A 19,373-nucleotide genomic window follows, 5' to 3' on the forward strand; every position below is an offset into this window, starting at 1 on the left:
CTCTCCATATTGTTACGGCGGGTCTCGTCTTCTATCATACACGGTCCGAGCACTGCGTCTCACCGCGCGTTCCTCCGTCCCCGAACCACCGCCGCCCCGAGCCATGGACTCGTACGCCCCTCCGGCCAACGCCTCCGAACAGGCCACCCGGCCCGACACACAACACGAACGGGTCGAGACCCTCATCTTCGACGATCCGGCCGAGATGGCCCATCGTGTGGCCCGGCGCATCGCCACCCTCATTGAGGAACGGCAGGCCGTCGACCAGCGGGCGGTTCTCGGCCTGCCGACCGGGTCCACCCCCATCGGCGTGTACCAGGAGCTCATCCGCATGCACCGGGAGGACGGGCTCGACTTCTCGAACGTGGTGACGTTCAACCTCGACGAGTACTACCCCATGGACCCGAGCAGCCTGCAGAGCTACCACCGGTTCATGGACGAGAACTTCTTCAACCACGTCAATATCCCCGAAGACCAGATCCACATTCCCCGCGGCGACATTCCGCCGGACGCCGTGGAGCGCCACTGCGTGGAGTACGAGCACGAGATCGAAAAGGCCGGCGGCATCGACCTCATGCTGCTCGGCATCGGGCGCTCCGGCCACGTGGGCTTCAACGAGCCGGGCTCCGGGCGGCAGACGCGCACCCGCCAGGTGATTCTCGACGAGATCACGCGCAAGGACGCCGCGAGCGACTTCTTTGGGGAGGCCAACGTGCCCCAGGAGGCGATCACGATGGGCGTGGGCACCATCCTCGACTGCGACGAGATTGTGCTCATGGCCACGGGGGAGCACAAGGCCCCCATCGTGAAGCGGGCGGTGGAGAAGCCCCCTTCCCGCGAAGTGACGGCCAGCTACCTGCAGGACCACCCCAACGCGACCTTCTATCTCGACCGGGCGGCCGCGGGCGAACTCACGCGGGAGAAGATGCCGTGGCGCGTCCGCGAGGTCGACTGGACCGACCAGAAGGCCAAGCGCGCCGTCATCTGGCTGTCCGAGACGCTCGACACCCCGATCCCCCGCCTCGAGGCGTCCGACTACTACCAGAACCAGCTCCACAGCCTGGTTCACCGCTACGACGACGTCGACGACCTGGCCCGGGAGGTCTTCGAGGACCTGCGCCAGCGCATCACGTACCGCGAAAACCTGCTCTCCGACGAGCGCGTCCTCATCTTCAGCCCGCACCCGGACGACGACGTCATCTCGATGGGGGGCATGTTCGACAAGCTCGTGTCCAACGGCAACGACATCACCGTCTCGTACATGACGAATGGGTCGGTGGCCGTCTTCGACGCCGACGTGCGCCGCTACCTCCGCTTTGTCGGCCTCAGCAGCGACGCGCTCAACATGCGCCCCGAGGACCTGTCGGGCTTCCGCGACCGGCGCGAGGAGATCGAAACCTTTTTTGCCACGAAGGACCCGGCGGAGGTGGACCCGTCGGCGGTGCAGACCCTCAAGGCCCACATCCGGTACGGCGAGGCCATCGCGGCGATCGAGGTCATGGGCCTAGACGCCGACCACGCCGAGTTCCTGGACATGCCCTTCTACAAGACGGGGCGCGTCCGCAAGGATCCGATTACGGAGGCCGACGTGGACGTGGTGCACGACCTGCTCACGGAGGTCGAGCCCACCCACATTTTCGTGGCCGGCGACCTCTCGGACCCCCACGGCACGCACCGAATGTGCTACAAGGCCATCAAGGAGGCCCTCCGCCAGTACAACGACGACGCCACCGTGCCGGCGGGCGCCAACGCCGAGGCCCCCACGGCGAACGAGACCACCCGTCCTCAGCCCCTCGTGTGGCTCTACCGTGGGGCCTGGCAGGAGTGGCCGCTCCACGAGGCCGATGTGTTCGTGCCGCTCTCTAAGGCGGACCTCGACCGCAAGGTCGAGGCCATCTTCAAGCACGAGAGCCAGAAGGACCGGGCGATGTTTCCGGGCGCCTACGACGACCGCGAATTTTGGGAACGGGCCCGCGACCGGAACCGCGACACCGCCGACGCCCTGAACGGCCTCGGGCTCCCGGAATTCTACGCCGCCGAGGCGTTCGTGACGACCTACGACATGCCCTGATGGGCCCCGCGTCCCTGCCGCCCCGCCCCGAGGCAAACACGCACGACTCGGCCGTCGCCCCGACGCGGCGTAGCCGCCCCGGTGCTCCCTCGATCAGAATTGCGTCCCCATGCCTGCTTCGAGCCGACGCGCGTTCCTGAAAGCCTCCGCCGCCCTGGCCCTCGGCACCGCCCTCCCTGTGAGCGGGCCGGCCTCTGCCCGCGCCCCCGACACGGCCCGAAGCGGGAGGGCTGCCGCGGGGAGCGGGCCTCTCTACCGGATCTCCCTTGCGCAGTGGTCCCTCCACCGGGCTCTCTTCGACGGCGACCTCGACCCGCTCGACTTCGCCCGCACGGCCCGTGAGGCGTTCGACATCGGGGCGGTCGAGTACGTCAACCAGTTCTTTATGGACCGGGCGACCGACGCACAGTACCTGCAGACAATGAAGGCGCGCGCCGAAGACGCGGGCGTGCAGGGCCTGCTCATCATGTGCGACGGGGAGGGCGCCCTCGGACACCCGGACCCCGCGGAGCGCACGACCGCCGTCGAAAACCACCACAAGTGGGTCGAGGCCGCCGCCACGCTCGGGTGCCACTCGATTCGCGTAAACGCAGAGACGATGGGCGAGGGGGCGCCCGCCGAGCAGCAAAAGCGGGCGGCGGACGGGCTCCGTCGCCTCACCGAGTTTGCCGCCGAGCGGGACGTCAACGTGCTCGTCGAGAACCACGGCGGCCTCTCGTCCGACGGCGAGTGGCTCGCCGGCGTGATGAACGAGGTCGGCCACGAGCGCTGCGGCACGCTCCCGGACTTCGGCAACTGGCAGATCCGCAAGGGAACGTCGTACGACCCGTACGAGGGCGTCCGCGCCCTCATGCCCCACGCACAGGCCATCAGCGCGAAGGCCTACGGCTTCGATGACCGGGGACGGGAGGCAACCCTCGACTACACGAAGCTAATGAGCATCGTGCTCGACGCGGGGTATCGGGGCCACGTGGGCATCGAGTACGAGGGCGACGGGCGGAGCGAGCGGGCGGGCATTCGGGCAACGAAGCAGCTTCTCGTGGACGTGCGCGACCAGCTTGAAAGTGAATATACCTGAACAGCCGAGAAAGGAGCGAACGGACCGCCGGCGGGGCCTTCGAACCCGGGGCCCATCTCGCGCCGGCCGCCCGCCAGACACGTGCCCCCCTATGCGAAGATATGATCGGCGTTTGAGATTGAAGGGATGACGTGCGACTTTTGACCGGGCGATGCATGGCCGTCCGGGCGTCGGTGCCCGCCGTCTCGGGGACGCCACCCCATTTCGCTGCGCGCGGCTCCCTCCGCGCTGGTTTCTCGCTCCCTCTGTCTCGTCACCTCCCACGAAGACGCCGGGTGGCGAAGCAGCACTGCAGGACGTCGGGCAGGGCGGGACGCTTCCCCCTTTTTCCTCCCCTCTCGACGACACCCGCTTCACTCACCTCCCTTCCCCTCATGGCCCTCAATCGCACGATTCGCTACGGCATGGTGGGGGGCGGGCCCGGGGCCTTCATCGGCGCCGTGCACCGCTCCGCCGCCGCCCTCGACGGCGAGATGGACCTCGTCGCCGGGGCCTTCTCCGCCGCCCCCGAGAAGTCCCAACGCCAGGGCGACAACCTGCACCTCGACCCCGACCGGGTCTACGACACCTACGAGGAGATGGCCGACGCGGAGGCCGAGCGGCCCGACGGCATCGACGTCGTCTCCATCGTCACGCCCAACTTCCTGCACCACGACGTGGCCCGCACCTTTATCGACCGGGGCTTCCACGTCATCTGCGACAAGCCGATGACCACCACCCTCGAGGACGCCGAGGACCTGTGTCGGCGCGTCGACGAGCAGGGCGTGGTGTTCTGCCTGACCCACAACTACGCCGGCTACCCGCTGGTGAAGCAGGCCCGGGCGCTCGTAGAACAGGGCCGCCTCGGCGACCTGCGCAAGATCGTAGTGGAGTACCCGCAGGGCTGGCTGAACCGGCGGCTTGAGGCGGAGGGCAACAAGCAGGCCTCGTGGCGCACCGACCCGGACAAGGCCGGCGCCGGCGCGCTGGGCGACATCGGGACCCACGCCGAGCACCTGGCCCGGTACGTCACGGGCCTGTCGCTGGAGCGCATGTGTGCCGACGTGGGGACGGTCGTGGAGGGGCGCCCCGTGGACGACGACGCCAGCATCCTGGCCCGCTACGAAGGGGGCGTGCGCGGCCTCATTCACGTCTCGCAGATCTCGGCCGGGGAGGAAAACAACCTTCGCCTGCGCGTCTACGGGACCGAGGCCGGGCTCGACTGGCGCCAGGAGGACCCGCATCGGCTCACCCTCCTCACCGACATCAACGGCGAGGCCCCGCAACAAATCTACAGCCACGGCCGCGCCTCCCTCGCCGATTCGGTGCAGCCGTTCGTCCGCACCCCGCAGGGCCACCCCGAGGGCTTCATCGAGGCCTTCGCCAACCTCTACCGGAGCGCGGCCCGCGCCATCGCGGCCCACGAGGCCGGCGTGGAGCCCGAACCGTGGGCCCGAGACTTCCCGACGGTGCAGGATGGGGCCGCCGGCGTCCACTTCATCCACACCGCACTCGAAAGCAGCGAGCAGGCGGCCTGGGTCGACGCCAGCTACACGCCCCCACGCAGATGAGTCCTCATATTTCGCTTCGCATTCTCCTCCGGCCGTCGACCGGCCGGGTCGGATCGACGCCCGAACGCATACACGGTTTTCGTCTCACGACCCTTGTACTGCCCACCATGACCAGACGCACGATGCGCGCAGCCACGATCCTTATCGCACTCTCGTCCGCCCTCCTTCTAACCGCCCCCGCGGGCGCTCAGGAGATGCAGGAGATGGACGCCCCCAACACACTAACGCCGGCGGAACGGGCCGACGGCTGGACGCTGCTGTTCGACGGGAAGACGGCCGCGGGATGGCGCGGATACAACGATGACGCCTTCCCCGATACCGGGTGGAAAATCGAGGATGGCGTCCTCACTATCGAGGGCGCCGATGGGGGCGTGAGCGGATCGGGGGGTGACATCATCACGACCGAGACGTACGAGGACTTCGTCCTCAAGCTGGAGTGGAAGATCTCCGAGGGCGGCAATAGCGGCATCTTTTACCGCGCCATCGAGCAGCCGGACCAGCCCATCTACTGGTCGGCCCCGGAGATGCAGATCCTGGACAACGCCAATCACCCGGACGCAGGCCGGGGCGAAAACGGCAACCGAAAGGCCGGATCGCTCTACGACCTGATCCCGGCCGATCCCCAGACGTTCTCCGGCCACGGCGAGTGGCAGGACGTCATGATCGTCGCCGAGGGCGGCCACGTTGAGCACTGGCTCAACGGCCAGAAGGTGCTGGAGTACGAGACGTGGACCCCCGGCTGGTACCGGATGATTCGCGACAGCAAGTTTCGGACCCACCCGGAGTTCGGAGACGCGCGGGAGGGACACATTGGCCTTCAGGACCACGGAACGACGGCCCACTTCCGCAACATCAAGATCAAGGAGCTCTAGCGCCGGTCCTGTTCTGGGAACGCGCCCCTCTTGCCACGACGACCGTTCCGCCACAGCCACCGATACAGTAAAAACGCCGACACGATGGACCGACGTACGTTTTTGAAAGGATCGGCCCTGACCGCCGCGGGCCTCAGTGTGGTGCCCCGCCCCGTTTTGGGCGGCGCCGGCCACCAGCCCCCGAGCGACACCCTCAATATCGCGGGCATCGGCGTCGGGGGACGGGGCACCAGCAACATGAACGCGATGACGAGCGAGAACATCGTCGCCATCTGCGACATCGACTTCGACCACGTCGACCAGTCACTGCGCGACGGCAACGGCACCATTGCGGACGGGCTCGGGGCCCTGCACGAGGCGTACGAGCAGGCCGAGCGCTACACCGACTACCGCCGCATGTTCGACGACCTGGAAGACGAAATCGACGGGGTCGTCATCTCGACCCCGGACCACCTCCACGCCGTCGCCGCGCAGGAGGCGATGAAGCGCGGACTGCACGTCTACGTCGAGAAGCCGCTGACCCGAACCGTCCGGGAGGCACGGACGCTGATGGAAACGGCCGACGCGATGGACGTCGTGACCCAGATGGGCAATCAGGGGCACACCCATCCGGACGGGCGTCGCGCGATTGAGTGGGTGTGGGACGGGGCCATCGGCGCAGTGCAGGAGATTCACGCCTGGACCGACCGCCCGGCCCGCTGGTGGCCGCAGGGCGTCTCTCGCCCAGAAGGATCGATGCCCATCCCCGATGCGGTCAACTGGGACCTCTTCTTGGGCCCGGCCCCGGAGGTGCCCTACCACGAGGCCTACCATCCGTTCGACTGGCGCGGATGGGTCGACTACGGCACCGGCGCGCTCGGCGACATGGGGGCGCACCTCATCGACCACGCGATGTGGGCGCTCGACCTGGGGGCCCCGACGGAGGTGTGGGGCTCCTCGAACGCCTTCGGCCGGGACGGCGACGAGCGGGTCTCTTGGCCCACCGCCGAGACGGTCCACTACACGTTCGGGCGGGGCGGGCGGGATCCGGTCCGTCTGACCTGGTACGACGGCGGCCTCCTGCCGCCTCGCCCGCAGGCCCTCCCGAACGACGTGCCGCTGGTGCGGGAGCTCGGCGCGGACGAGGACGGGCCCCCGCCGTCCTGGGGCGGCGCAATCTGGATCGGGGACGAGGGCATTCTGATGCACGACACCTACGGCCGGAACCCGCGCCTCTACCCCAGGCGCCTGGAGGGCCAGCACAGCGATGCCCCTCGGCAGCTGCCCCGCGTCGGCACGAGCCATCAGATGAACTGGGTGGAGGCCTGCAAAGGGCGGGCCGAGGCGACCTGTCCCTTCGACTACGCGGCCCCGCTGACGGAGACGCTCCTTCTGGGGGGGGTGTCCCTCCAGGCCGGCACCCCGGTGCGGTACGACCCGCGCTCGATGGAAATTCCCAACGCGCCGGCGGCGGAGCAGTACCTGCGCCGGGACTACCGCGGGGAGTGGTCGCTGTAGCGCCCCGGCGCCCCCATCGTCCTCCTTCTTCGATCAGGCCCCATCGTCCCGATGTCCTACCGCCCCGTCACCCTCTTCACCGGACAGTGGGCCGACATGCCCCTCAGCACCCTCGCCGAAAAGGCCGCGGGCTGGGGCTACGACGGCCTGGAACTGGCCTGTGCGGGCGATCACTTCGATCCCATACGGGCCGCTAACGAAGACGGCTACGTCCGCAAAAAGCGCGACCAACTGACGGCGCACGACCTGGACGTCTGGGCCCTCAGCCAGCACCTGGTGGGCCAGGCCGTGAGCGACCGCGTCGACGAGCGCCACGAGGACGTGCTGCCGGAGCGCGTGTGGGGCGACGGCGACCCCGACGGCGTAACGCGGCGCGCCACCAAGGAGCTGAAGCGCACCGCCGCGGCGGCGAGCGCGCTCGGGGTCGACGTGGTGACCGGCTTCACCGGCTCCCCCGTCTGGCACCTGCTGTACGCCTTCCCGCCCACCCCGCAGTCGACGATCGACGAGGGGTACGAGGCGTTTGCCGAGCAGTGGACGCCCATCCTCGACGCCTTCGCGGACGCGGGCGTACAGTTCGCCCTAGAGGTGCACCCCACCGAAATTGCGTTTGACCTCAGCACCGCCCGGCGCACCCTCGACGCTTTGGGCGGCCACTCGGCGTTCGGCTTCAACTACGACCCCAGCCACTTTGGCTACCAGGGCGCCGACTACCTCGCCTTTCTGGACCGGTATGCCGACCGCATCGACCACGTCCACATGAAAGACGTCTGGTGGGCCGACGGGCGGCGGGACGCGGGCGTCTTCGGCGGCCACCTGCCGTTCGGCCACGAGGAGCGCTACTGGGACTTCCGCTCCATCGGCCGCGGCAAGATTGACTTCGAGGCGATCATTCGTCGCCTCAACCGAATCGGCTACGACGGCCCCCTCTCCATCGAGTGGGAGGACAGTGGCATGGAGCGGGAGCACGGGGCCGCAGAGGCCCTCGGGCGGGTCCGCGCCGTCGACTTCCCGCCCGCCGACGCCGGGTTCGAGGAGGCGTTCGGGGAGGCATAGTTCCCGCCTGCCCCCCACGCAGCGGCCACGCCGCGCTACTGCCCGTCCTCCTCGCGCAGGCGGCGGGACACGAGCATGCAGAGGGCCCCCAGCGTGGGGTCGTCGAGCGCGTAGTAGACGTGCACGCCGTCGCGCCGCCGCGCCAGCAGCCCCTCCTCCGCCATCAGGCTCAGGTGCTTGCTGACGTTGGACTGCCGGATGCCGGTCGCCTCCACCAGTTCGCCGACCGTCTGCTCCCCCGTTGCGTGCAGTGCGCTGAGCAGCCGGAGCCGTGCCGGTGCGCCGAGCACGTCGAACCGGCGCGCCACGGGCTCAATGTCGTCGGGCGGAAGCAGGGGACGATCCATGAGCGGGGAGCGAAAACAAAACGGACGCGCTTCGGGAAACGGGACTAAAAGGTGAGATGGAGGCGTGCGTTCAGGGTGCGGGGCGTGAGGCGCTTGGGCACGCGCTGGAAGTTGTTCGTCCAACTGTAGTCGACGGTGTTGTCCATGTCGAAGAGGTTGAGCACTTCGAGCGTGAGCTCCAGGTGAACGGGCCCGCCGATCCCGTTTTGGACCAGCTCGATGCGCTTGGTCGCCCCCACGTCCACGCGCCGGTAGGCCGGGAGCCGTCCGCTCATCCGGTCGCCCGGAACGCGGGTCTCGGCCCCGCCCGGGGTTTTCGGGCCTGGACTGGTGGGGGTGTACGGCAGCCCACTGCCGTAGAGCAGGCGCATGTGCACCTTCCAGGACTTGTCTCCCGGCACGTAGTCCTGCACAAACGCCGAAAAGGTGTGGCGCTGATCGGCGGGGCGGGGCAGGAGGCCCGTTCGGTTTTTCCGAAACTCGTCGGAGCCCCCTGTTGGCGCCTGGGCCGCGTACCGCTCCAGCGCCGCGTCCGTGAACCGCTCGCGGGACACCAGGTAGCTGTAGTTGAACCAGCTCTCCAGGCCCGGCACGAGTTCGCCCCGAAGCTGAAAGTCCACCCCGTAGGTGTACCCGTAGGTGTCGTTCTCGCCGGAATAGTTCACCCGCACGTCCTCGATGGTGTAGGAAATCAGGTCATCGAGGTCTTTGTAGTACGCCTCGGCCCGCAGGTACAGCCGCCGATCGGGAAAAAAGTACTCCCCGCCGAATACGTACTGCACCGACCGTTGCGACCGGATGTCCCGGTTTTGGTCCAGCGTGCCCCGGATCGACGCGGTGTCCGTCGGGGTGCCCCGGAGCTCCCGGTAGGTCGGCTTCTGGTGATAAATGCCCCAGGCCCCCGTGAGGGTAAGCCGGTCGGTGGCCACGAAGCGGCCCGACAGGCGAGGGGAGACCGTCCACTCGTCGTTGAACGAGAAGTAGTCGGCCCGCACCCCGCCCGTGATGGTAAGGCGGCCGTCGGTGGGGAGCACATCCACGGCGTCTTGGAGGTGGGCGCCAAACTGGTGCTCGTCGAATGTCGCGCTGTCGTCGAGCCGGTCGACCAGCGTAGAGTCTCGGTTGCCCGCCCGCCCGTCGATCGTGGTCCGCTCATTGAGGTTGTCGTCGAAGTGGAGGCCGCGCAGGTGCCAGCCGCCCTTCAGCGTCTGTCGGTCGAGGTCCCATTCGTAGCGCCCCCGCCCGGTCCGACGCCGCACCTCCACGGAGTTATCGGCAAACCGGGTCACCGTGGACTCCCCCTGGAGCACGCTGGTGCAGTTTGACGGATTGTCCCCCCCCGTGGGGTTGACCTGACACACCCGTCGGTTGCTCTGGATGTCGAAGCTCTCGGTCTCCCGCGTGCCGAAGTAGGCAAAATCGTGCGCCAGCGTAAGCCGGTCGGAGAGGTCCGTGTGGAGCCGCACGCCCCCAAACGTGGTGGTGTACCCGTCCGTGCGGGCCCCGTTTAGGCTGGCCCGGAGCGCCTTGAAGTCGGAGGGCCGCTCCGGATCGAGGCTGATGACCCCGAAGTAGGTGGTTCGTTCCTCCGGCTCCAGGTCGAAGGCATTGTCGGCCCAGATGCCGAGGGCCTCTACCGAGACGCGATCGGAGAACCGGTAGGACACCGTGCCCTGCAGGTCGGTGAAGCGGGGGCTGTAGTCGCCCTTCAGGTCCTGCGTTCCAAAAAACCGGCCGGGCTGCGCCCGCCGCATCCCGACCCCCCACCCGAGATCGCCCCCCAGGGCCGACGACTGAAGGTGCGCACTAGCATCGAGCGTGGAGAGGTCGACCGACCCGCTCAGGGGTTCACTCTCGGGGCGGACATACTGCACGTCGAGCGCGGAGGAGAGCTTGCCCCCGTACTTGGGGGGAAAGCCGCCCGTGTAGAACGTGATGTCCGAGGCGAGGGCCGGGTTCAACAGGCCCATCCCCTCCTGCTCCCCCTGCCGGGGCCGGAAGGGGAAGAAAATTTCAAAGCCATTGATGAAGACGAGGTTCTCGTTGTACCCCCCGCCGCGCACCGAATACTGCTGGGTCAGCTCGTTGTTGGTCGCCACCCCCGGCGTGGTCTTGAGGGCGCGGAACCCGTCTTTGAAGGGCGTGGGCATGTTCTGCACGTCGGCCGGGTCGACCTTGTAGACGCCGGGCCGGTTGGGGACGGCCCCGTCCGTCACCGTCAGCTCGTCCATCTTTAGGACGGTGGAGGCCAGGGTTGCGTCGAGCCGGGTCGTTCCCTCCGCCACCGTGACCGAGTCGGCGCGCGTCGCAAAGCCAACCGCCGAGAACCGGAGCGTGTAGCGGCCTGTGGGAAGCTCCAGGCGGTAGCGGCCGTCGGCACTGGTGGCCGTGCCGAAGTCGGTGCCCTCCACCAGGACCGTTACGCCCGGCAGGGGCGCCCCTTGCGCCGAGTCCGTAACGGTGCCCGTAACGGTGCCCCAGGTCTGGGCGTGAGCAGACGCGGCCCCCAGGAGCCAACAACAGGCCGCAAGGGCGAAAACACGGTACAGACGCATGGGCGAGAGTGCGGTCGGTGAGCCAGGGCGTGCCGTATCGGTCCGTCAGAGGGCGTAGGAAAACGATGATACGAAACAGCGAGGGGGCCAGCGGGCACGTTTGTTAAGAAACGAAACAATACGGTGTGATCCAACTCCCGCGCGTCGCCGCTCACCCCCCGATCGCGCCCGACAAGGCGACCAGCTCCAGGTAGGGCGCCACGAGCCCCAGTCCCGTTCCCGCCGCGGCTTGGGCGGGGGTGTGGGCCCGGCTCCGCACACGCGCCCAGAACACGAGCCCCGCCAGGCCCGCCCCGCCGGCCAGCACGGCGGCTTCTGTAGGGCCCGCATCGAGGACCCGCCCGGGCACATGCCCCTGTACAAACGCGAGGGTCGACACCGCCCCGGCCACCGACGCGCAGTGCACCGAAATTTTCCAGCGGGTGGTAATGAGAACGAGAAGGGACGTGTTGAGGGCGTGGCACGCCACCAGCGCCGCCAGCAGCCCCCGCCCCGCGACGTCGATCCCGAGCACCACGGCCAGCGCCGCCCCGTTGGCCCCCAGCGCCACGAGAAGCGGCTCGGTGCGCTTCGTCCGGTCCCGGATCTCCAGCGACGCAACCCGCCCCTGCAGCCGCATCCCGCCCACGTACACGAGCGGCACCATGGACAAAAACACGAGCCCAATCCCCGCCCCCCACGCGACATCGGCCCACGACGCCCCCACGTGGGCCAGCACCAGTCCGTATACCAGCGGGGGCAGAGCGAGGGGGCTCACCACGTAGCTCACGGCTCTCGCCGCCCACAGGCCAACCCCGCCGGGCGCATCGGTTGGGGAGGCAGTGAGATTGAGAAGCGGGTTGGGGGGCGACATGGGCCGGCATTGGCGGGATTCCGGACGGCCGGGGCGCTACATTAACACCACGGCCGCGAGGGCGAGCAGAATGAACCCAATCAGCAGCATAATCGAATACACGAGCAGCAGGAGGAACGCCTTGATCGTCGACTTGATGAGTCCTTGCTCGTAGACGTGCCCCATCGCGACGACGAGGTACAGAAGGGGCGCTAGCTCCACCCAGGTCGCGGCGGTCTGGCCCCACGGGGCCTCCACCGCGCCAAGAAGGATGCCGACGGTGAAGGCGAAAAAGGCGAACGCGTGCAGGTGGAGACTGAAGATGAGGTGCTCCACGTAAAGACGCCCCCGCCGGATGTAGAGCAGCTTGAGGAGAAAGGCGAAGACGGGCAGCATCAGGAACATGACGTAGGGCCCCCGATCAATCATGCCCCCGATCAGGTCTCGGGGGGTCCGGATGGCCTCGGCCACCTTTGCTCGGAGGAGCGGCTCAAGACGCGCCTGGGTCTCCGCCCCCCCAAACAGCACATCCACCGTGCCCGGATTTTGCCGAAACGACCGCGCCCACCGCTCGCGCTGCTCGGGACTGCCAAAGAACCAGGGCGCCGAGGCCACTGCGGTCGTGTCCATCTCGGCCCTCCCCATTCCCGTCTGGACCGTCGTGTCCGTCGGGGCGGGCGACATCTGCGGATTGAAGGGCACCTGCAGCCCGCCCCCGGCGGTGAAGGCGAGCACGGTAAACAGGACGAACGTGGTAAATAGGTACAGCCGGAAGGGGCGGATGTAGCGCTTGCGCCGCCCGTTGATGTACTCCTTCGTGAGCCGGCCGGGCAGGAACAGGAATTTGGGCAGGGTCCAGAGCACCCGCATGTCGAGCTCAATGACGGCCTCCAGCGCCTCATTGAGCATGTGCCAGAGGGGCACGACCCGCTCGGCGGCCTTCTGCCCACACTGCGAACAGTACGGCCCGTCCAGGAGTGCACCGCAGTTCTCACACTGGTCCTCAGGGGCCCCGGACGAGGGAGATGTGCCCGAGTCGGTCGGGGGGGACGCCGACTCGGAGGACGGGGGCTCCTGGGAATCTTCCGCCTCCACGACCGGCTCCTCGTCGAGGTCGGCCATCGCCTCGATCTGCGCCAAGGCGTCTTCGGCCGCGGCCCGGGCCTCGTCCGGATCCGGCGCGGCCTGCCCGGATGCGCCCTGCCCGGACGGGCCCTCGTCGCCGGGACCTCCCAGGGGATCGTCCTCGGGGCGGCCGGACTCAGAGCCGAGTGGTGGAGCGCTCATGGGAGTCGAGCGGGACGCATGCGTGAACCTAGGGGACTGTTTTCATTCACGCGTGACGCCTGCGAGTGTTACAGCTGGGTCCCACGCGCTTCGTGTTGTGCGTCTCGTCTCGGTGCCTCCCATCACACGATGCGCGTTCCGCGCAGTGCGCGGTCAGTACGCCTGCGCGAAAAGCACGCGGCCCTCGGACGGCTTGCCCGTCAGCATGTCTTCTCCCTCCTCGTGGTCCTCACGGTCGAAGGGGATGAGGCGGATGGTCGCGGAGGTCTCCTCCTGAATCCGTGCTTCGGTCTCCGGCGTGCCGTCCCAGTGGGCCCAGGCGAAGCCGCCCCGCCCGATGACCTCGCGGAACGCGTCGTAGTCCTCGACGACGCGGGTGTTGTCCTGCTGCCGCTCCTGCGCCCGGTCGTAGAGGGACTGTTGGATGTCGTCGAGCGTGTCGGCCACCCGCTCCGCGATGCCGTCCTGTGGCACCACCTCCTTCTCCTGCGTGTCGCGGCGGGCCATCTCCACGTTGTCGTTCTCCAGGTCGCGCGGCCCGATGGCGAGGCGGAGCGGCACGCCGCGCAGCTCGTGCTCGCTGAAGCGCCAGCCCGGGCTCTGCGTGTGGTTCTGATCCATCTTCACGCGGAGGCCCTGACCCTCCAGCCGTTCCTGCAGCTGCTCGCACGTCTCCATCACCGGCCCCTCCTGGTCGTCGTCGAAGAAGAGGGGCACGATCACGACCTGGTGCGGCGCCAGCTTGGGGGGCAAGACCAGGCCCTGGTCGTCGGAGTGGGTCATGATGAGGCCGCCGATCAGGCGGGTCGACACGCCCCACGAGGTGGCCCACACGTGCTCCTCCTCGTTGTTCTCGTTGGTGAAGGTGCAGTCGAACGCCTTGGCGAAGTTCTGGCCCAGAAAGTGGCTCGTGCCGGCCTGCAGCGCCTTCCCGTCCTGCATCATCGCCTCGATGCAGTAGGTGTCCACCGCCCCCGGAAAGCGCTCGCTCTCCGTCTTCCGCCCCTGGAGCACCGGCATCGCCATATGCTCCTCGGCGAACGTGGTGTACACGTCGAGCATCCGCTCGGCCTCCTCGATCGCCCCTGTCTCCGTGGCGTGGGCGGTGTGCCCCTCCTGCCACAGAAACTCGGCGGTGCGCAGGAAGAGGCGCGGCCGCATCTCCCACCGGACGACGTTGGCCCACTGGTTGTAGAGCAGCGGCAGGTCGCGGTACGACTGGATCCACTTCGCGTACGTGTCCCAGATGATCGTCTCGGAGGTGGGGCGCACGATGTAGTTCTCGCCCAGCTCCGACTCCGGGTCGGGAATCAGGTCGCCTTCCTCGTCCTGCGTGAGGCGGGAGTGGGTCACCACGGCGCACTCCTTCGCGAAGCCCTCCACGTGCTCCGCCTCCCGCTCCATGTAGCGCTCCGGGATGAAGAGCGGGAAGTAGTAGTTCTGGTGGCCCGTGTCCTTAAACATCTGGTCGAGCTCATCGCGCATGTTCTCCCAGAGGGCCATGCCGTTGGGCTTGATGATCATGCACCCGCGGGCGGGGGAGTTTTCGGCCAGCTGGCCGTTGCGCACGACGTCCTGGTACCACTGCGAGTAGTCTTCATCACGGGGCGTGACTGCGTCTGCCATGTCGTCGGGGCGTTGAGGACCGGTGAAAAACGAGCGGCGGACACTTGAGGCGACGCACGTCGGCCGCCGCTTTGAGTGTCGGGATTATGGATTTGAATATAGGAATGCCGCTCCGCAGATATCAACGGGCCGGGGCGGTGTTCACGGCGATCGCATTTTGGGCCGGGGGTCGGGGCAACGCTCGTAGAACCCGCTCTCCCTCGCGGTCACGGCCCCTCCCGACCGGTTGTGTTACTTTCGAGTCGGTCTCTACGACTATACAGGGCGAAGCCCCCAACCAAAAGTTCTGGGATCTCGTGCCTCCGCGTGACGAGACAAGCAATCCGGCGTCCCCGCTGCAACTTTTGGCGTTCTGCGACGTGTTATCGTTCCCAAACGTTTTAACAACCACCTGCGGCTGAAGGTGTCCCACTATGGCATACGTTGATTGGTCTCGCCCCCCCACACCGCGCTACGCCTCCACACCGCGCCACGTAGGCGTTCTTCTCATCCTCGGCGTTCTGGGCGTTGGCCTCACGGGCTGTTACACCCAACTGAAGACGGTGGACGCGCCGGATCGGCAGCCGCGCGCCGAGCAGACACAGACGCGCACGCAGCAGTACGCCGACGAGTACCGGCGCGAAGACCGCCAGGGGGCCCGTCGGCAGACTGAGGCGCAAAGGACCAAGCGGTACGAATACAACTACCATTTTTATGACCGGGGCGTGACGTACAGCCGCCTGCACTATGATCCCTTCCTTCACGACCCCTTCTTTCACGACCCCTTTTTCCACCATCCGTACGGCTCCTCGTTTTCGTTCTCCTTCCGTTTTGGATCGCCGTACGGTTCCATCCGGCCGCGGTACTACCGGTCCTTTTATCTCGACCCGTTCGGGCGCCCTCTGTACGGGTACCGATACGGCGCCTTCTCCTCTTTCGGGCCCGCCTACGGGCTGAGCTACGGCAGCCTGTATCCCGCAGAAACGTCGGAGGAGGCAACCGGGGGCCGAGCCTACCGCCCGCGGGGAGGAACCATCGGACGAAGCGCCTCGGGCGCCGACCAGCGCGGCACACGGTCTCGGAACAACGACCGGGCGGTCGCCGCCCGCCAGGCTCGGTCCGACGGCCGCATTGGTCGCCGCCCGTCGGACCGGCGTGAGGCACGTCGCGCACGGTCGAGCCGCACCGAACGAGGACGGCGCGCGCGGCCGGCACGAGCACGAAGCGACCGGGCCCGGTCGTCGAGCGGACGCATTGGCCGCCGCACCATAGACCGGGGCCGTACGGTTCGGGGGCGGTCTTCTCGAAGCCGCTCGCGTGACGCTCGGCGAAGCCGGCGGGCCGACGACGCGGGGGCACGGCGATCCAGCCGTTCCTCGAACCGAGACGCCCGCCGGCAGGCACGGCGGCGGTCCTCAGACTCAGGCAACAGGCGCGCCCGGTCGGGCCGGCAGGCGGACCGCGACGGCTCCCGATCGAGCCGCGGCTCCCGCTCCGGCGAGGACGGAGAAAGACGACTGCTCCTGGACCGCTACACCCCAGATCGCCTTGACACCGACCGCTACGAGCAAAAGCGGAGACGCCTCCGGCGGGAGCGACGGCGGCCCCATCGCACGCTGAACTGGGGTCCCCCTGAGTCCGAGACCGTCGGCTTCTCCGACCGGGCCGATCCGTTCTCGTTTGAGCGCTCCCAGTCCGTGAACCGCTCCCGGTCGCGGTCAACCTCTCGGTCGCCACAGTCGTCCTCTCGCGCCGAATCGTCGCGCTCGGATCGCTCGTCTTCGGCCTCTCGGGAGCCGCGGTCATCACGCTCGGATCGTGAGGGATCAAGCCGGAGCAGCCGGAGTGACGAGGACGACCGGTAGTCCACCCCGCAGCCGGGACGGCGGTCCCGTCCCGGCTGCTCGGCCCTCAGACCCGCTCTGTCATACAGCAACACCCGATCTATGTCGACGCGGTCGTTTTGCTTTCTGCTCCTCCTGGTTGGCCTCATCGGGGTTTTTCCCGCCATCGCTGCCGCACAGACAGCGGATGATGCGTACCGCTTTTCCAATCGGTTTCCGGCGGTCGGGACACGTGCGACCGGGATGAGCGGCGCCGGCGGCGTGGGGGGATGGGCCGACCCGAGTGCCCTCTACACCAACCCGGCGGGCCTCGGGTACTACCAGGCGTCGGAGATCAGCGGGAGCCTCAGTGGACTGCTTAGTCGAGATGAATCCACCTACCAGATCTTCGTCGACGGGCCTGCCTCCCAGAATACCGGCGACAACGCGACCGCCCGGCTCGGCCACCTCACGGGCATCTACAACGTGGATACGGAACGAGGATCGCTCGTCTTTGCGCTCGGCTTCAACCGGACGTCTGCGTTCGACCGCGAGTTGACATACAGCGGTAAAAATTCCTCCAGCTCGATTACGGACACATTTTTGCCGTTCGGGGAGGAGTTCGACGTCTCGGAGGACAACGGCACCGTCAACATCGATGTCGTTCCCATCGTCCCCTTCGTCGCCTTTCAGGCAGGAGCCGTTGAATTTTTCAATTCTCGATTTCAGAACGACCAGTATCCATTCCTTCAGGCCGTCGCCCCGGGCCAAAGCATCCAACAAGACGGTGCAGTAACGCGGGGGGGCTCCATGAACGAATTCAGCTTCGCCGGCGCCATCGAGGTCGCGCCGGACGTAATGATTGGAGGAGCCGCCAATATTTCGTACGGTACGTACGTTTTCGAGAACGAGTTGACGGAAACGGCGACCCGCCCTGGCTCTAACGACGGGTACTCCGTCGTCGTGGGCGACCGGCTACTTGAGGGCTTCCGGAGCATGTTCTTCCGGGAGCGATTCACCTCCGACCTGACGGGCTTCAACCTTCGCCTCGGCCTCTCGGCCCGTACGGTCGAGAACGTCCGGATCGGATTCACGGTGGAGACGCCCACCTGGTACTCCATTGACGAGACGTTCACGGACGCGTTGATCCGCACCGAGTTTGGGAACGGATCGCTGGCCTACGGTGACGACCCCGACGAAGACGCCGCCCGCGGGGAATTTCAGTACCAGTTGCAAACCCCGTGGCGCCTCAGCACCGGCGTGAGCTACACGCGCGACCCGTTCCTCATTTCGGCCGACGTGGAGTTCGTGGACTGGTCCCAGACACGTCTCGATGCCGACGAGACGGAGTTCGACGTGACCAACGAGACTCTCGAGGAGTACGACTATGTGGTGAACTGGCGGGGCGGCATCGAATACCGTTCGGAAAACGGCCTCTCTCTACGGACCGGGATCGCGTACCGCCCGGGGGCTCGTGGGTTTGACTTCACCCTGGCCGGTGGCGAAGAGACCGATCGCTCGCGCTTGTTTCTGTCGGCAGGGGGTGGCGTCCAGTTGAGCGAGCGCCTTTCCCTGAATGCCGCCTGGATGCAGGAGCGCTCGACGGATCAGTTTCTCCCCTACGCAAGCGTGACGCCCCCCAGCGAGTCCGAACCGATTGACGTTCCGGTCATCGACGAGGATGTCGTCCGGAACCAGATTCGGGTGGGCCTTCGCTACTCGTTCTGAGCGGACCCGTCCACTGGTAGCACATACCGCCCTAGGGCCTGCCATCTGAGCGACGCTCGTCGAGCATCTGCTGGTACTTCTCTGCCGCGCGGTTGTGCTCCCGGAGCGTGCGGCTGAAGGTGTGCCCGCCGGTCCCGTCGGCCGCGAAGTAAAGGTACTCGTGCCGCTCAGGACGAGCCGCGGCCCGCAGGCTGGAGGGGGACGGGTTCGTGATGGGCCCGGGCGGCAGGCCCTGATTCTGGTAGGTGTTGTACGGGTGGTCGATCTCGAGGTGCTCGTAGAGGACCCGGGTTACGCGGGTCCCCTTCGTGTCGAGCAGGACGTACTGGATGGTCGGGTCCGCCTGGAGGGGCCACCCGCGAGTGAGGCGATTTAGGTACACCCCGGCAATCGCCGGCTTTTCGGCGTCGACGAGGGCCTCCCACTCCACAATCGAGGCAAGCGTGACGACCTCCCGCTTCGTGAGCCCGAGGCTGTCGGCCCCGGCGGCAAGCTCGCGTTCGTAGAAGCGATCGAATCCCTGTTTGAGGCGCCGAACGACGGCCTCGGGGGGCGTCTGCCAGTAGAACTCGTACGTCTCGGGGAGCATGTACCCGAACAACCGCGCGGGGGTGCTGTCGAGCGCCTCGGCAAGGCTCGTGTCGCGAAGGGCCGCGCGGAATGCGTCGGCGTCCCGTTCGAGCCGCCGGCCCAGGACCGACGTGAGGGCGCCGGGCTGCACGCCCGGCGGGAGTGTAAGGCGCACCGGGTCCTGCAGGCCCCGCCGCAGCTTGTCGAGCAGGGCGTAGTTGGAACGGCGGGAAGCAATGCGGTAGTGCCCCGACTTGATCTGCTGCCCCCACCCAGTCGCCCGCGCCACGAGCCGGAACGCGGCCGGCACGACGAGCACGTCGGCCTGCGCCAACGAATCGATGGCCGTGTCGAGCGTCGCCCCGCGCGCGATGTACACGCTGCGGGGCGCATCGTACCCGCCCGTGTTGGGCCCGAAGACCAACGCGCCCCCCACACCGGCGACGAGCCCCCCAACAAAAAGGATTGCAACGACGACCCCGAGGCGGCTTCGAGCGTACAC

Annotated in this window: 14 protein-coding genes; 8 read left to right on the forward strand and 6 right to left on the reverse strand. The window is 67.6% G+C overall.

The features are described 5' to 3' along the window. Positions 1-103 precede the first annotated feature (103 nt). The 6 genes from nagB (at position 104) to OJA40_RS06315 (ending at position 8,124) form a co-directional block, all read left to right on the forward strand. Positions 104-2,071 (forward strand): glucosamine-6-phosphate deaminase, encoded by a 1,968-nt coding sequence (nagB, locus tag OJA40_RS06290; protein ID WP_263807929.1) that lies wholly within the window; start codon positions 104-106, stop codon positions 2,069-2,071. 109 nt (positions 2,072-2,180) lie between these two features. Next, on the forward strand, positions 2,181-3,149 hold the full coding sequence (locus OJA40_RS06295) for a sugar phosphate isomerase/epimerase family protein (protein ID WP_263807928.1): 969 nt from the start codon (positions 2,181-2,183) through the stop codon (positions 3,147-3,149). 374 nt (positions 3,150-3,523) lie between these two features. Next, positions 3,524-4,699 (forward strand): Gfo/Idh/MocA family protein, encoded by a 1,176-nt coding sequence (locus OJA40_RS06300; RefSeq protein WP_263810136.1) that lies wholly within the window; start codon positions 3,524-3,526, stop codon positions 4,697-4,699. Between the two features lie 107 nt (positions 4,700-4,806). Next, on the forward strand, positions 4,807-5,571 hold the full coding sequence (locus tag OJA40_RS06305) for a 3-keto-disaccharide hydrolase (protein WP_263810137.1): 765 nt from the start codon (positions 4,807-4,809) through the stop codon (positions 5,569-5,571). A gap of 84 nt (positions 5,572-5,655) precedes the next feature. Beyond that, entirely contained in the window at positions 5,656-7,068 is a 1,413-nt protein-coding gene (locus OJA40_RS06310) for a Gfo/Idh/MocA family protein (protein ID WP_208427064.1), read from the forward strand. A 51-nt stretch (positions 7,069-7,119) separates the two neighbouring features. Continuing rightward, the gene (locus OJA40_RS06315; protein WP_208427058.1) at positions 7,120-8,124 is read left to right on the forward strand and encodes a sugar phosphate isomerase/epimerase family protein; all 1,005 of its coding nucleotides are present in this window, start codon (positions 7,120-7,122) and stop codon (positions 8,122-8,124) included. A gap of 35 nt (positions 8,125-8,159) precedes the next feature. Here the strand turns inward: OJA40_RS06315 and OJA40_RS06320 are convergent, their stop codons facing one another. The 5 genes from OJA40_RS06320 to proS form a co-directional block, all read right to left on the reverse strand. After that, entirely contained in the window at positions 8,160-8,471 is a 312-nt protein-coding gene (locus OJA40_RS06320; protein WP_208427057.1) for an ArsR/SmtB family transcription factor, read from the reverse strand. 44 nt (positions 8,472-8,515) lie between these two features. Continuing rightward, positions 8,516-11,026 (reverse strand): TonB-dependent receptor, encoded by a 2,511-nt coding sequence (locus tag OJA40_RS06325; RefSeq protein ID WP_263810138.1) that lies wholly within the window; start codon positions 11,024-11,026, stop codon positions 8,516-8,518. Between the two features lie 151 nt (positions 11,027-11,177). Then, on the reverse strand, positions 11,178-11,879 hold the full coding sequence (locus OJA40_RS06330; RefSeq protein WP_263810139.1) for a hypothetical protein: 702 nt from the start codon (positions 11,877-11,879) through the stop codon (positions 11,178-11,180). Between the two features lie 36 nt (positions 11,880-11,915). Then, a complete protein-coding gene (locus OJA40_RS06335; protein ID WP_263810141.1) occupies positions 11,916-13,145 on the reverse strand; it encodes a DUF3667 domain-containing protein in 1,230 nt (409 codons plus the stop codon). Positions 13,146-13,298: 153 nt separating this feature from the next. Continuing rightward, positions 13,299-14,771: a proline--tRNA ligase gene (proS, locus tag OJA40_RS06340; RefSeq protein ID WP_208427218.1), complete on the reverse strand. Its 1,473-nt coding sequence runs from the start codon at positions 14,769-14,771 to the stop codon at positions 13,299-13,301. A 413-nt stretch (positions 14,772-15,184) separates the two neighbouring features. On the opposite strand from proS, the gene OJA40_RS06345 reads away from it, so the two are divergent. Beyond that, the gene (locus tag OJA40_RS06345) at positions 15,185-16,615 is read left to right on the forward strand and encodes a hypothetical protein (protein WP_208427219.1); all 1,431 of its coding nucleotides are present in this window, start codon (positions 15,185-15,187) and stop codon (positions 16,613-16,615) included. Between the two features lie 81 nt (positions 16,616-16,696). Next, a complete protein-coding gene (locus OJA40_RS06350) occupies positions 16,697-18,301 on the forward strand; it encodes an OmpP1/FadL family transporter (RefSeq protein WP_208427220.1) in 1,605 nt (534 codons plus the stop codon). 31 nt (positions 18,302-18,332) lie between these two features. Here OJA40_RS06350 and mltG read toward each other — a convergent pair whose 3' ends face one another. Beyond that, positions 18,333-19,373 carry an endolytic transglycosylase MltG gene (mltG, locus tag OJA40_RS06355; protein ID WP_208427221.1) on the reverse strand — a complete coding sequence of 347 codons (1,041 nt, stop codon included), beginning with the start codon at positions 19,371-19,373 and terminating at the stop codon, positions 18,333-18,335.

The organism is Salinibacter pepae (assembly GCF_947077775.1).
Taxonomy (GTDB): domain Bacteria; phylum Bacteroidota; class Rhodothermia; order Rhodothermales; family Salinibacteraceae; genus Salinibacter; species Salinibacter pepae.